The 13,233-nt window shown below is 60.0% G+C and carries 12 protein-coding genes; 10 read left to right on the forward strand and 2 right to left on the reverse strand.

Features of this window, described 5'->3' with window-relative positions; translation table 11 throughout:
* The first annotated feature begins 10 nt into the window (after window positions 1–10).
* From ACMXYI_RS06585 to ACMXYI_RS06600, 4 genes are all read left to right on the forward strand, one after another.
* Window positions 11–1,015: an asparaginase gene (locus ACMXYI_RS06585; RefSeq protein WP_415772331.1), complete on the forward strand. Its 1,005-nt coding sequence runs from the start codon at window positions 11–13 to the stop codon at window positions 1,013–1,015.
* A 164-nt stretch (window positions 1,016–1,179) separates the two neighbouring features.
* The gene (locus ACMXYI_RS06590) at window positions 1,180–2,172 is read left to right on the forward strand and encodes an AraC family transcriptional regulator (protein WP_415772333.1); all 993 of its coding nucleotides are present in this window, start codon (window positions 1,180–1,182) and stop codon (window positions 2,170–2,172) included.
* Window positions 2,173–2,310: 138 nt separating this feature from the next.
* On the forward strand, window positions 2,311–3,342 hold the full coding sequence (locus ACMXYI_RS06595; protein WP_415772335.1) for a histone deacetylase family protein: 1,032 nt from the start codon (window positions 2,311–2,313) through the stop codon (window positions 3,340–3,342).
* A 12-nt stretch (window positions 3,343–3,354) separates the two neighbouring features.
* Window positions 3,355–4,470 (forward strand): polyamine ABC transporter substrate-binding protein, encoded by a 1,116-nt coding sequence (locus ACMXYI_RS06600; RefSeq protein ID WP_415772336.1) that lies wholly within the window; start codon window positions 3,355–3,357, stop codon window positions 4,468–4,470.
* 15 nt (window positions 4,471–4,485) lie between these two features.
* Here ACMXYI_RS06600 and ACMXYI_RS06605 read toward each other — a convergent pair whose 3' ends face one another.
* Window positions 4,486–6,036: a PLP-dependent aminotransferase family protein gene (locus tag ACMXYI_RS06605; protein WP_415772337.1), complete on the reverse strand. Its 1,551-nt coding sequence runs from the start codon at window positions 6,034–6,036 to the stop codon at window positions 4,486–4,488.
* A 90-nt stretch (window positions 6,037–6,126) separates the two neighbouring features.
* Between ACMXYI_RS06605 and ACMXYI_RS06610 the strand changes: the two genes are divergently transcribed.
* The 3 genes from ACMXYI_RS06610 to ACMXYI_RS06620 are packed head-to-tail and all read left to right on the forward strand — an operon-like array spanning window position 6,127 to window position 7,895.
* Window positions 6,127–6,750 carry an FMN-binding negative transcriptional regulator gene (locus ACMXYI_RS06610; RefSeq protein ID WP_415772338.1) on the forward strand — a complete coding sequence of 208 codons (624 nt, stop codon included), beginning with the start codon at window positions 6,127–6,129 and terminating at the stop codon, window positions 6,748–6,750.
* Window positions 6,751–6,759: 9 nt separating this feature from the next.
* The gene (locus ACMXYI_RS06615) at window positions 6,760–7,206 is read left to right on the forward strand and encodes a GNAT family N-acetyltransferase (protein WP_415772340.1); all 447 of its coding nucleotides are present in this window, start codon (window positions 6,760–6,762) and stop codon (window positions 7,204–7,206) included.
* Window positions 7,207–7,223: 17 nt separating this feature from the next.
* Window positions 7,224–7,895 carry a GNAT family N-acetyltransferase gene (locus ACMXYI_RS06620; RefSeq protein ID WP_415772342.1) on the forward strand — a complete coding sequence of 224 codons (672 nt, stop codon included), beginning with the start codon at window positions 7,224–7,226 and terminating at the stop codon, window positions 7,893–7,895.
* A gap of 133 nt (window positions 7,896–8,028) precedes the next feature.
* Here the strand turns inward: ACMXYI_RS06620 and ACMXYI_RS06625 are convergent, their stop codons facing one another.
* The gene (locus ACMXYI_RS06625) at window positions 8,029–8,928 is read right to left on the reverse strand and encodes a homocysteine S-methyltransferase family protein (RefSeq protein ID WP_415772344.1); all 900 of its coding nucleotides are present in this window, start codon (window positions 8,926–8,928) and stop codon (window positions 8,029–8,031) included.
* A gap of 112 nt (window positions 8,929–9,040) precedes the next feature.
* Between ACMXYI_RS06625 and ACMXYI_RS06630 the strand changes: the two genes are divergently transcribed.
* The 3 genes from ACMXYI_RS06630 to ACMXYI_RS06640 all read left to right on the forward strand — a co-directional run bounded on the left by ACMXYI_RS06630 (window position 9,041) and on the right by ACMXYI_RS06640 (window position 13,164).
* Complete coding sequence (locus ACMXYI_RS06630; protein ID WP_415772346.1) at window positions 9,041–9,862, forward strand: ABC transporter substrate-binding protein; 822 nt, start codon at window positions 9,041–9,043, stop codon at window positions 9,860–9,862.
* Complete coding sequence (locus ACMXYI_RS06635) at window positions 9,859–10,695, forward strand: amino acid ABC transporter permease (protein WP_415772347.1); 837 nt, start codon at window positions 9,859–9,861, stop codon at window positions 10,693–10,695. Before ACMXYI_RS06630 ends, ACMXYI_RS06635 begins: the two co-directional genes overlap by 4 nt.
* Window positions 10,696–10,917: 222 nt before the next feature.
* A complete protein-coding gene (locus ACMXYI_RS06640; RefSeq protein WP_415773871.1) occupies window positions 10,918–13,164 on the forward strand; it encodes an autotransporter outer membrane beta-barrel domain-containing protein in 2,247 nt (748 codons plus the stop codon).
* The last annotated feature ends 69 nt before the right edge of the window (window positions 13,165–13,233 follow it).

Below are 13,233 nucleotides of genomic sequence, written 5' to 3' on the forward strand. Positions count from 1 at the left end.
GAGAACCCCCATGAATTCCTCGACCTACCCTGCCGCCCAGCACGTCATGGTGCTTTACACCGGCGGCACCATCGGTATGCAAGCCAGCGCTCATGGCCTGGCCCCGGCGTCCGGTTTCGAAGCCCGGATGCGCGACTATCTGCACAGCCAACCTGACCTTGTCGTACCGCAGTGGCGCTTTCGCGAGATGTCGCCGCTGATCGACAGCGCCAATATGACCCCCGATTACTGGCAGCAACTGCGTGAAGCGGTGGTCGACGCCGTCGATGTCCAGGGCTGCGACAGCGTGCTGATCCTGCACGGCACCGACACCCTCGCCTACAGCGCTGCGGCCATGAGTTTTCAATTGCTCGGCCTGCATGCCCGTGTAGTGTTCACCGGCTCCATGCTGCCGGCCGGCGTGACCGACAGCGATGCCTGGGAAAACCTCAGTGGTGCACTGGTTGCGCTAGGCCAAGGCCTGGCACCGGGCGTTCATCTGTACTTCCACGGCGAGTTGCTGGACCCGACTCGTTGCGCGAAGGTACGCAGTTTCGGTCGTCATCCGTTCAAGCGACTGGAGCGTCAGGGCGGCGGCGTGAAGGCGCCAGCGCTGCCAGTGGAGTTGCATTACCGCAAGATCAAGCAATTGGCGAAAGTCGCTGTGCTGCCGCTGTTCCCCGGCATTGGCGCCGAGCAGCTTGATGGTGTGCTGAACAGTGGCATTCAGGGCCTGGTGCTGGAGTGCTACGGCAGCGGCACCGGACCGAGTGACAACCCGGAGTTTCTCGCCAGCCTGGAACGGGCGCGGGACAAGGGTGTTGTGGTGGTCGCGGTTACGCAATGCCATGAAGGTGGCGTCGAACTGGATGTTTACGAGGCTGGCAGTCGGTTGCGCGGTGCAGGCGTGCTTTCGGGTGGCGGCATGACGCGCGAAGCCGCGTTTGGCAAGTTGCATGGATTGCTCGGTGCCGGACTGGACACCGCTGAAGTGCGTCGTCTTGTAGAGCTCGACCTGTGCGGCGAACTCAGCTGACACCACCCAAAACCCTGTGGGAGCGAGCTTGCTCGCGATAGCGGTGGGTCAGGCGACATTAATGCAGGATGATCTGCCGCAATCACGAGCAAGCTCGCTCCCACAGGTTCATTGTTGGGCACACAACTTGCTCTTCTTCCAGCATCCCAAGGCTGGAACACCCCATGCTCCACTCCCACCTCACCACCCTCAACGCTGTCTCCCTGGTGCTCAATACCTTCAAGGCCGAGGGCTTGTCCAGCGAAGCGCTGCTGGCCGGCAGCGGCATCAGCCCGGCGGACTTGAGCCGGGCGGACACGCGCATCACCACCAATCAGGAGATGCAGGTCTGCGCCAACGCCGTCGCGCTCAAGCGTGACATCGGCCTGGAACTGGGCCGGCGGATGCACGTTTCGTCCTACGGCATGCTCGGGTACGCCTTACTCACCAGCGCCACTTTAGGTGACGCCTTGCGGCTGGCACTGCACTATCCGGCGCTATTAGGAACACTGTTCGAGTTGAGCCTGGAAGAAGATAACGAGCGCATCTGGCTCACCGCTGACGACTATCGGGAAAACCCTGCGCTGGCGCCATTCAATGTCGAGTTTTGCCTGGTTTCGATGAAGGTCACTTGCGAAGACCTGCTCGGTCTACCGTTGCCGCTGCTTGGCGCCCGCTTCGAATACCCGGCACCGGACTATCAGGCACGCTACACCGAACGTTTCGATTGCCCCTTGCAGTTCGACGCTGCGTCCAACGCCTTTGCCTTCGACAAAGCCTGGCTGGATCACCCCCTGCCTCTGGCCGACGCCATCACCCATCAAGCCATGGCCGAACGGTGCCGCAAACAGAACACCGAGTTCACGGGTCGCCAGGTGTGGCTGGGACGAATCCGCCAGCTACTCAGCGCGCAGTTGAATGCAGCGCCCGGCCTGGAAGGTTTGGCCGAACAGATGAATTGCTCGGCGCGCACCTTGCGTCGGCACCTGAAGGACCTGGGCTGCAGCTATCAAGAGTTGCTCGATGAACTGAGGTTCGAGCGGGCCAAACGCATGCTCTGCGAGGACGAACTGCCTATCTATCGGATTGCAGAAGCGCTGGGTTTCAGCGAGACCGCGAGTTTCCGTCATGCGTTTGTGCGCTGGAGCGGAGTGGCGCCAAGTCAGTTCCGGCCCTGACCCGCCCCTGTGGCGAGGGGCGAATTCCGGTCAATTCTTTTGGCCATATTGATCCCCTTTTGGCCTTTCCTGCCGTTCTCTCAAACGCCGCGCGCCGCAAGACTGTGTTCAACCGAATCAGCCTGCGGAGAACAAGAAATGCTGACGATCTACTCGGACGATCACCACCTGCACCACGGCCGTTGTGAATTGATGGACGGGCAACTGATGCCCTGCTTCGAAATGCCTTCGCGAGCCGACCATGTTCTGCAGCGCGTGCAGTACCGCGACCTCGGTCCCGTCGAAGTGCCACAGGATTTTGGCCTCGACCCCATCGCGCGCGTCCACAGCCGCGACTACCTCGACTTCTTCAAAGGTGCCTGGGCGCGCTGGACCGAATTCGGTACCGACGGCGACTTGCTGCCCTACACCTGGCCCGCCCGCACCCTGCGCCGGATCATCCCCACCAGCCTGCACGGCCAACTCGGCTATTACAGCTTCGACGGCGGTGCACCAATTACCGCCGGTACCTGGCAAGCGGCATACAGTGCGGCGCAAGTCGCGTTGACCGCTCAAGCCGTCATTCAACACGGCGCCCGCAGTGCCTTCGCCTTGTGCCGTCCACCGGGACACCACGCCGCCAGCGATTTGATGGGCGGTTATTGCTACCTCAACAACGCCGCCATCGCCGCTCAAGCCTTCCTCGACCAGGGCCATAAAAAGGTCGCGATCCTCGACGTCGACTACCACCACGGCAACGGCACTCAATCGATTTTCTACGAGCGCAGCGACGTGCTGTTCACCTCGATTCATGGTCATCCGGAAGCGGAGTTCCCCTTCTTCCTCGGCTATGAAGATGAGCGGGGTGAAGGGGCCGGTGAAGGCTTCAACTTCAACTACCCTTTGCCCGCCGGCAGCGGCTGGGACAGTTGGAGCGCCGCGCTGGAACAAGCCTGCAAAGAGATCGAAAAGTACGGCGCCGATATCGTCGTCGTCTCCCTGGGCGTTGATACGTTCAAGGACGATCCGATCTCCCAGTTCAAACTCGACAGCCCGGATTACCTGGCCATGGGCGCGCGCATCGCAGGCCTCGGCAAGCCGACGCTGTTCGTGATGGAAGGCGGTTACGCGGTAGAAGAAATCGGCATCAATGCCGTGAACGTTCTCGAAGGTTTTGAAAGCGCCCAATGAGGAATTAGAACAATGATCAGTCTCAAGCGTTTTATCGCGCCAGCGCTCTTTCCCACAATGCTGTGCACCACGGTGCTCAGTGGTGCTGTCCACGCCGAAGAGCGAACGTTGCGCGTCTACAACTGGTTCGACTACATCACCCCCAAAGCGCTGGAAGACTTCAAGGCCCAGAACACCCAGACCAAACTGGTCTACGACATCTTCGACACCAACGAAGCACTGGAAGCCAAGCTGCTGACCGGCAACTCGGGCTATGACGTGGTGGTGCCGTCCAACGTGTTCCTCGCCAAGCAGATCGAGGCCGGTGTGTTCCAGCCACTGGATCGCAGCAAATTGCCGAACTGGAACCACCTCGATCCCAAACTGATGAAGCTGATCGAAGCCAACGATCCGGGCAACAAATTTGCCGTGCCGTACATGTACGGCACCATCCTGATCGGCTTCAACCCGGACAAGATCAAGGCTGCACTGGGTGACAACGCACCGGTGGACAGCTGGGACCTGATCTTCAAGGAAGAGAACATCAGCAAGCTCAAGCAGTGCGGCGTCGCCTTGCTCGACTCGCCGTCGGAGATCCTGCCACTGGCCTTGCAACACCTCGGCCTGGACCCCAACAGCAAGAAGCCGGCGGACTACGAAAAGGCTGAAGCGCTGCTGATGAAGATCCGTCCGTACGTCACCTACTTCCATTCTTCGAAGTACATGGCCGACATCGCCAATGGTGACATCTGCGTCGCGGTCGGTTATTCCGGCAGCTTCTCCCAGGCAGCGAACCGCGCCAAGGAAGCCAAGAACGGCGTGATCGTCGACATGCGCCTGCCGAAAGAAGGCGCGCCGATCTGGTTCGACATGCTCTCGATCCCCAAAGGCGCGAAGAACCCGGAAGACGCCTACACCTTTATCAACTACTTGTTGCAGCCGCAGGTGATCGCGCCGGTCAGCGACTTCGTCGGTTACCCGAACCCGAACAAGGACGCCACCGAAATGGTCGACCCGGCGATCCGCAACAACCCGAACCTGTACCCGACCGAAACGGCGATGAGCACGCTTTACACCCTGCAACCGCTGCCCCGCGATGCCGAACGGGCACGGACCCGGGCCTGGACCAAGATCAAGTCCGGGACCTGAAACCTGTCCTTGACCTCAGGGACGCCAGGCCTTTTGCAACCGCCCGAGCGCTGCGATGATCGCCGCCTCGGGCACCGCCGCAAAGCCCAGCACCAACCCGGCGCGTTCATCCACAGTGTTTCTCGAATCCGGTAGCCAGTAACTGCTCAGGCCATTGATCTCGACATCGACGCTGGCGGCGGCTTCGATCAGTTCGCGTTCGCGGGCCTCAGTATCGACCGCCACCGTCAGGTGCAGCCCTGCCGCCACGCTCGGCAAGCTGCCAACCCCGGGAATGTCCGAGGGCCAATTGGCCAGAAGTGTATTGCGGCGACTCAACGCGGCGCGGCGCATGCGGCGGATATGCCGCTGGAAATGCCCGGCCGCCATGAACTCGGCCATGACGGCCTGGGTGCTCACCTCGGAATGCCGCACATCGACCGCGCGACGCTGGGCGAAAGCGTCTACCAATGCCGGTGGCAGCACCAGATAGCCCAGGCGCAATGCCGGGAAAGCCACTTTGCCGAACGTGCCGACGTAGAGCACCCGCCCGTGACGATCAAGCGCAGCCAGCGGTGCCAGCGGCGCGCCGCTGTAACGATACTCGCCATCGTAATCATCCTCGACGATCCACCCCTCGGTTCGCTCGGCCCAGGCCAACAACTCCAGCCGCCGCGCCAGACTCATCACCACCCCGGTCGGGTACTGATGCGACGGCGTGACATAGGCCAATCGACAATCGTTAAGCCCATTCAATTCGCTGCAGTCGATGCCCTCGCTGTCCACCGCCACCCCGTGCAATCGCGCACCAGCCACGGCAAACGCATGACCCGCCGCCCGATACCCCGGATTCTCGATTGCCACGCTATCGCCCGGCTCTACCAGCAGCTGTGCACAAAGGCTAATCCCCTGCTGTGCGCCACTGGTGATCACTATTTGCTCAGCCGTGCACTGCATCCCCCGGGAACTGCGCAAATACGCGGCAACCAAGCCGCGCAAGCGCGCATCGCCCGCCGGATCGCCGTAACACAACTGCTGGAGATCCGGTTTACGCCAGAAAGCCGCATTCAGCTTGGCCCAGACCTCGAAAGGGAACAGGTCGAAAGCCGGAACTCCCACGCGAAATGCGCGGGGTGGGCCGGCGGGAGGCAGGGCCAAATGATTATTTTCAACCCGCCCCAACGCGCCGCTGTGGATAACTTTACTGGATGAAACCACAGGTAAATCGAGCCAATTTGTGGATAAGGCTGTGGGTAACCCTGTTGACAACCCTGTGGATACTTTTGTGGATAGTTTTTTCACCGGCAACACTGATTGAGGCAATTGCGCGACATACGTCCCGTCACCCACACGTCCTTCAATAAAGCCCTCGGCGTAGAGCTGATCGTAAGCCCGGACCACGCTGTTTCGGGAAATCGACAACGCCGCCGCCAGATCGCGACTGGCCGGTAATCGCGTACCGCTGGCCAGCCGACCGTCAAGCACTCGCACCCGCAAGGCTTGATAGAGCTGACGACTCAAACCCTGACGGCGATCGAGTTCGATACCGGCCGGGTTGAATGACAAGGACAGTGGCTCGCTGGTCATGACAATGGACCTATGAAATTGGTCGTTAATGGCTCTTACAACAGACCAATAGCCTGCCTAGGATGCAGGCATTCGCCAAGGAAAATCTCCATGTACACGCCAAGCAGCTTTGCCATAGATGATTTGCATGAACTGCACCAGCAGATACTCGGTACCCGCCTCGCTGTGTTGGTCACACACGGGGAACAAGGTCTGCAAGCCAGCCATTTGCCGCTGCTGTTGAGTTCAGACCAGGGCCCGAATGGCACCCTTTATGGACACTTCGCCAAGGCCAATCCGCAATGGAAGGCATTGCAGAACGGCGCCGAAGCCCTGGTGATTTTTGCCGGTGCCGACGCTTACGTCAGCCCAGGGTTTTACCCGAGCAAAGCCGAGCACGGCAAAGTCGTGCCGACCTGGAACTACGTCGCCGTGCACGCGTATGGCACGGCCGAAGTGTTCACTGACGCCGATCGCCTGCGCAATCTGGTCAGCGCGCTGACTGATCGTCATGAAGCGGGTCGCGCCAGCCCATGGAAAGTCGCCGATGCCCCCGCCGACTACATTGATGGGATGCTCAAGGCCATCGTCGGTTTTGCCTTGCCGATCCAGCGCCTGGAAGGCAAGCGCAAGCTCAGCCAGAACCGCAGCTCAGCAGACATCGCCGGTGTGCGCGAGGGGCTTTCCGCCAGCCCTGATGTGCACGACCAGGCCCTCGCCCACTTGATGCGTTAAGGAACGAACATGAGTCAGATCGACATCCGCCAGGTCACCGCCGACGACCACGCCGCCTGGTTGCCTTTGTGGCAAGCGTACCTGCGCTTCTACAACACCGAACTGCCTGAGGCCGTCACCCAAAGCACCTGGCAGCGCCTGCTCGACCCGAGCGAGCCGACCCATGCCGCGCTGGCCTGGGCTGACGGCAAAGCGGTGGGCATGGTGCACTTCATCTACCATCGTTCGAACTGGAGCATCGAAAACGCCTGCTACCTGCAAGACTTGCTGGTAGTGCCGCAAACTCGCGGCACTGGCGTCGGCCGACAGCTGATCGAGTTCGTCTACGCCACCGCCAAAAAGGACGGTTGCTGCAAGGTCCACTGGCTAACCCACGAAACCAACGCCACCGCGATCCAGCTTTATGAGCGCATCGCCGAACGCCCCGGTTTCATCCAGTTTCGCAAAGCCATTTAAGGTTCAAGGAGAACAGCATGTCGACTTCACTCGCCGACTGGAAAGGCGTCCCGCCACCGTCGGTTCAAACCCTCGAAGGGCGCTTCATCCGCCTGGAGAAACTTGACCCGGCGCGTCATGCCGACGGTTTGTGGAAGGCCCTGCAAGGCCCGGGTGCCGACCCGAAACTCTGGGACTATTTGCCATACGGTCCTTTCCCGGAGCGCAGCGCGTTCAACGATTGGCTGAACAATCATGCGGCCAATAGCGACCCGTATTTCTTTAGCGTGATCGACCGTGCCAGCGGCGATGTGCAGGGCATCCTCAGTTTGATGTCGATTGTTCCTTCACAAGGTCGGATCGAGATCGGCCATGTCACGTTTGGCGCGCCTATGCAGCGTTCGCCGAAAAGCACCGAGGCGGTTTATTTGCTGGCCAAGGAATCCTTTGCGCTGGGTTATCGCCGTCTGGAGTGGAAGTGCAACAACGGCAACGCCCGCTCCAAATACGCGGCCGAACGGCTGGGGTTCAGTTTTGAAGGCGTGTTTCGCCAGCACATGGTGGTCAAGGGTCAGAACCGGGACACGGCCTGGTACTCGATTCTGGATTCGGAATGGCCGGCGATCGGGGCGGGGTTTGAGCGCTGGCTATCCGATGAGAACCAGACAGATTCGGGGCAGGTGAAAACCCTGGCGGAGTGCCGCGGGTAATCTTCGGCGCCCGAACGGACGCCATCGTCGGAACGCCGCCCGGAGCAAGCTCGCTCCCACATTGGATAAGGGCTGATCACAATCTTGTGGCCAACCCGAAACCCTGAGGGAGCGAGCTTGCTCGCGATTGGCTTCACGCTAATTTCTGGGCAAGCACCGCAATATGTTCCGGCCCAATCCCGCAGCACCCGCCCAAATGGCTGGCCCCGCGCTTCTGCCAATCAGCCGCCCACTGCAAGTAACCCGGCGGATCAAGGTCTTCACGCAACGGGTCCAGACCGTCATTGGCCGTGGCCTCTTTCGGTTGCGGCGGGAAGGCATTGGCGTAAGCGCCGATGTGAATCTTCACCCCCAAACGCTCGAAGGTTTCCCGCGCGGCATCAATCGCAGCACCGATCACTTCCGGCTGGCTGCAGTTGAACAGCAACGTCTCGACGCCCAGCTCAGCCGCTACTGCTGCGGCTTCAGCCACCGGCTCACCCGAACGCAAGCGCGGCACCTCGTCCGTGTCCTCATCCTTCAAAGTAAACGACAGCCAGAACGGTTTTCCGTCCTTCGGCAGACCGGCATGGATCGCTCGCGCTTCAACGATCGAGCTCTGGGTTTCCGCCAGCCACAGATCGACATGAGGCGCGAGACCCTTCACCAGCGGCGCCAACAATTCAGTCGCCCGAGCAGCCTCGAAAAGGTCCGGACGATAGGACCCAAACAGCGGCGGCAATGAGCCGGCCACACGCACCGCTTTGCCCGAAGCCTCTACCGCGCGCCGAGCCAGCTCACCGGCCAACGCCGCGAGCGCCTGCCCTTCTGCTGCAAAACGCTCTTCGCCAATGTGAAACGGCACCACCGCGTAACTGTTGCTGGTGATCACGTTCGCACCGCTTTCGATATAAGCCGAGTGCACCGCCTCTACCGCTTGCGGCGCTTCGCTCAAGGCCAGCGCCGACCACTCGGGCTGTCTGAACGGCGCGCCTCGACGCTGCAACTCACGACCCATGCCGCCATCCAGAATTACTGTGCTTGCTGCGCCCATATGCTTTTCACTCATAAGCTTATGAAAATAACTCACTATCAGAGTCGTTCTTATAACTATTTAATACGCACCATCCGGTTAATAACAACCTCTTTTTTATCAGGAATCGACTGTGAAACTCCAACCACTCCTGGCCCTGGGCCTGACGATTCTGGCTGCCTCCACCCAAGCCTTTGGCGGCGCCACGCTGGATCGCGTCGAAAAAAAGAAAGAACTGGTCGGCGTGTTGATGGAGAGCTATCCACCCTTCTCGTTCCTCAATGATCAGAACCAGCTCGATGGATTCGACGTCGACGTGGCCAAGGCCGTGGCAGACAAACTGGGCGTCAAACTGCGCCTTGAAACCCCGTCCTGGGACGTGATCGCGGCCGGCCGCTGGAGTGGGCGCTACGACATCTGCATCTGCTCCATGACCCCGAGCAAGGCCCGCGCCGAGGTCTTCGACTTCCCGGTCGAGTACTACGCCTCGCCAGCGGTGATCGTGGTCAACGCCAAGGACGACAGCATCCACAGCGCCAAAGACCTGAGCGGCAAGAAAGTCGGCCTCACCAGCGCCTCCAGCTACGAAAGCTACCTGAACAAGAACCTGGTGATCGAAGGCGCCGAAGACACGCAATTGCAGTACCCGTTCGAAGATGTGCAGATCGCACCGTATGACACTGACAACGTGGCGTTCCAGGACCTGGGGCTGGGCGCTGGCGTGCGGCTGGATGCGATCCTCACCAACCTTGTCACCGCCCAACCGCGCCTGACCGAAGACAAACGCTTCAAGCTCGCCGGCGAGCCGCTGTACTCGGAGCCGAACTCGGTGGCCATTGAAAAAGGCGACGCCCAGTGGGACGCCAAAGTGCGTGACGTCTTCGCTCAGCTGAAACAGGACGGTACGTTGAGCAAGCTGTCGCAAAAATGGATCGGCGCCGACATCAGTAAATGACTTCTTTCCCAAAACCTCCCCAGCCGCCGCAACCGGTGGCTGAGTCGCTGTTGCAACGGATCTTCGGTTTCCGCACGCGGCTGTACCTGACCTGGGCAGCGATGCTCGGGTTGTTCGCCAGCTTCTTCCTGAGCTTCGACCTGAAGTTCTCGATCATCCTCGACAAACTGCCGAACCTGATCGGCCTGCAACTGGCGCCCAACGGCTTCCTGCAGGGCGCGGCGCTGACGCTGTTTCTGTGCCTGTGCTCGATCGTGACCTCCTCGCTCCTGGGCTTCATCACAGCTCTGGCGCGGCTGTCGAAAAGCGCCGTGGCCTTCGGAATCGCGAGCTTCTATGCCTCGTTCTTTCGCGGCACACCGCTACTGATCCAGATCCTGCTGATCTACCTCGGCCTGCCACAACTCGGCATCGTCCCGGGCGCCATCGCCGCCGGCATCATCGCCCTGTCGCTGAACTACGGCGCGTACCTCAGCGAAATCTTCCGCGCCGGCATCCTCGGCGTCCCTCACGGCCAACGCGAAGCATCCCTGGCCCTGGGCATGCGCGAAACCGTGATCTTCTGGCGCGTCACCCTGCCCCAGGCCATGCGCACCATCATTCCGCCGACCACCAACCAGTTCATCTCGATGCTCAAAGACTCGTCGCTGATCTCGGTGATGGGGGTTTGGGAGGTTATGTTTTTGGCGCAATCGTATGGGCGGTCGAGCTATCGCTACATCGAGATGCTGACGACGGCGGCGGTGATTTATTGGGTGATGTCGATTGGGCTGGAGCTGATTCAGGCGCGGATGGAGCGGCATTATGGGAAGGCGTATTTGAGCCGTAGTTAGCGAAAGGCAGATGAGTTTCCGCGTTTGCGATAGCCGACCGTGTCTCGATTTGTTGTAAGAAAAAGCGTCAGTCCGAACGGGTAAAAACAACCTTCCTCAGGAGGCTGGCAATTTTCTACACAACCTTCTGACAACCCCCTCAAGCCCGCCGGAAGTAACTGACATCGGCACCTATAGCCTGCCTCTTAGAGTATGGCCTCCTGTCAAAAGAGGCCGTACTCGATGCCCGTTCAACACAAATACAAACCTCAACACCTTGTCCTGGCCATTGCGATTGCAATCGGTTGTGCAGAAACCTCCCTGGCCGAGCAACTGACAGCTCAGGACAACTCCAACGCGAAGCCCACCAAAACCCGAAAAAAAACCGTCGCACCTGTTACCCCCACCGGCAATCAGTTTGAAGACATCGAGCCCATCGGCCCACTTGAACTTACAGCCCGACCAGCGGCCCCACCGAGCAAAGATCAGACAACTCTGCAGGTCGCGACAAAACCTGTCAGCGCTGCAATCGAGTTCGACGATACTTTCTATGAAGCCCTTGTGTTTCCCGAACCCTCCGCGACAGAAGAGGTAGTCGTTGCAGCCGAAGAGAACCCTTTTGACGAATTCCAGAATGCCTACACCACTCAGCACACAATCCTTTCAAAACCCCTCGAAAACATCGATGGTGTTTCCTTGCAGCTGGGTGAGGCCGACGACCTACTCGTGATCAACAATGGCACCCGATGGGACGGCCGTATAGACGGGGGTGAAGGAAAAAACGGCTTGCTGCTGAACGCCACCGAAGGCGGTGAGATTGGTGAAACAAGTAACTTTGAAGGTGTACGCGTCGCCCGAGGCGTTTGGACACTAAGCCATGATTTCAACGGCATCGCCGAGGTCAAGGCCGGAGCCACTCTATTTAACAACGGCTCGATAACGGGTGATGCCTACGTCGACCAAAGTGCAGTCTTTGGCGGTAAGGGCGACGTTGGAAATTTGTACGTGGACGGCAGCCTGCTTGTCAGAAAGGATAGCGCCCCCATCATCAGGAGCAACTTGGAGTTATCCCAAGACGCAGCTATCTACTACATCGTGTCGGCCACTGAAGACGCTTCAGCGCTTTCGGTCGCGGGTACGGCCACACTAGGTAACGCAAGTTTGAATGTTATTGGTATCCCCGGTAACTACGCCCAAAGCACCGTCCACACCGTGCTGAATGCCGGAAAGATTGAAGGTGAGTTCGGGCGAGTCAGCAACAATCTGGCGTTCATGACGCCGAAGGTTTCCTACAGTGACACTCAAGTGGCCCTGACCTATACGCGCAACGACGTGCCGCTCGAGACGTTTGCCACCTCTGACAGCGCGCAGGCCCTGGCCCGCAGTGTGGACACCCCAAAAGCCCCGACCGCCAACGCCGACAACGCCGCCGTCACCGCCGTGACCGCCAATGCCGCCGTCACCGCCCTGCTCGCCTCCACCACCGAAACAGCCTCCCTTGCCTTCGACCAGTTGGACGGCAGCCAGAACGCGAACCTCGCCAAGGCGACCCTGAGCAGTGACAGTCCGGTGAGCGCGACCATGCTCTCGGCCATGCGTCAGCTGGACAGCGCCAGTAGCTACAGCAATTCCACCAGGCGCAATGCACCACGCCTGGCCGCCGGCAGCGAAGACAATGGCCGAGTCTGGCTGCAAGCGCTGGGTCACGGTGGGACGCTGGATCGCGACTACGACGCTCTGAAACACTCCACCCAAGGCCTGGTATTGGGCGCAGATTGGGGCATCGATGAGGAATGGCGCATCGGTGTCTTGGGCGGGAAGTCCGAAACTCGCCTGGACAGCCGCGGACTCGACGGCGATCTCGACAGCTGGCATTTGGGAGCTTATGCCCTACGTCAAAACGGACCAATGTCCCTGCGCCTGGGTGCGACCTATAGCAACCACGACGGCAGCACTAAACGCCGGGTTGCCTTCAAGGGTTTCAGCGACCGCCCCGAAGGCCGTTACGATGCCAACACCCAGCAAGCCTTTGCGGAAGTGGGTTACAACCTCGGCCAGGCGAACGTCAGCATCGAACCGTTTGCCAGCCTGGGCTACCAACGCTATCAGCGCGACACCTACACGGAAAAAGGTGGTGCAGCGGCGCTGAAGGTACACGGTCAAACGCAGAACAATTTGAACAGCACATTCGGCTTGCGGATGGCAAAGCTCAACACTCTGGATAACGGCATGCAACTGACGCCACGGTTCAGTGCCGGCTGGAAACACACTTACGGGGACGTCTACAGCGATACCCGCCAACGATTGGTGACGGGCGGAAAAAACTTCACTGTTTCCGGTGCGCCGCTGGATCGGGACAGTCTGATGCTCGATGCAGGGCTGGACCTTGGATTGTCAGCAAAACACACCCTGGGCGTCGGCCTCACTGGCGAGATCGGCACAGACAGCCGCAACCATGGCGTAACGGGTCAGTGGCGAATGAGTTTCTAACAGCCACAAACCCGGGGCGAAAAAAAAGGGGGGCACGTGCCCCCCCGAGGTTTAAAGCGGTGTATCGAG

Source organism: Pseudomonas lyxosi (genome assembly GCF_047758685.1).
Lineage (GTDB): Bacteria > Pseudomonadota > Gammaproteobacteria > Pseudomonadales > Pseudomonadaceae > Aquipseudomonas > Aquipseudomonas lyxosi.

Excerpts from the sequence above, each read along its gene's own strand:
- ACMXYI_RS06600 (WP_415772336.1), top strand. The coding sequence starts at position 3,355 with ATGATCAGTCTCAAGCGTTTTATCGCGCCAGCGCTCTTTCCCACAATG.
- ACMXYI_RS06640 (WP_415773871.1), top strand. The coding sequence starts at position 10,918 with ATGCCCGTTCAACACAAATACAAACCTCAACACCTTGTCCTGGCCATT.
- ACMXYI_RS06620 (WP_415772342.1), top strand. The coding sequence starts at position 7,224 with ATGTCGACTTCACTCGCCGACTGGAAAGGCGTCCCGCCACCGTCGGTT.
- ACMXYI_RS06625 (WP_415772344.1), bottom strand. The coding sequence starts at position 8,928 with ATGGGCGCAGCAAGCACAGTAATTCTGGATGGCGGCATGGGTCGTGAG.
- ACMXYI_RS06590 (WP_415772333.1), top strand. The coding sequence starts at position 1,180 with ATGCTCCACTCCCACCTCACCACCCTCAACGCTGTCTCCCTGGTGCTC.
- ACMXYI_RS06635 (WP_415772347.1), top strand. The coding sequence starts at position 9,859 with ATGACTTCTTTCCCAAAACCTCCCCAGCCGCCGCAACCGGTGGCTGAG.
- ACMXYI_RS06585 (WP_415772331.1), top strand. The coding sequence starts at position 11 with ATGAATTCCTCGACCTACCCTGCCGCCCAGCACGTCATGGTGCTTTAC.
- ACMXYI_RS06615 (WP_415772340.1), top strand. The coding sequence starts at position 6,760 with ATGAGTCAGATCGACATCCGCCAGGTCACCGCCGACGACCACGCCGCC.
- ACMXYI_RS06610 (WP_415772338.1), top strand. The coding sequence starts at position 6,127 with ATGTACACGCCAAGCAGCTTTGCCATAGATGATTTGCATGAACTGCAC.
- ACMXYI_RS06605 (WP_415772337.1), bottom strand. The coding sequence starts at position 6,036 with ATGACCAGCGAGCCACTGTCCTTGTCATTCAACCCGGCCGGTATCGAA.
- ACMXYI_RS06595 (WP_415772335.1), top strand. The coding sequence starts at position 2,311 with ATGCTGACGATCTACTCGGACGATCACCACCTGCACCACGGCCGTTGT.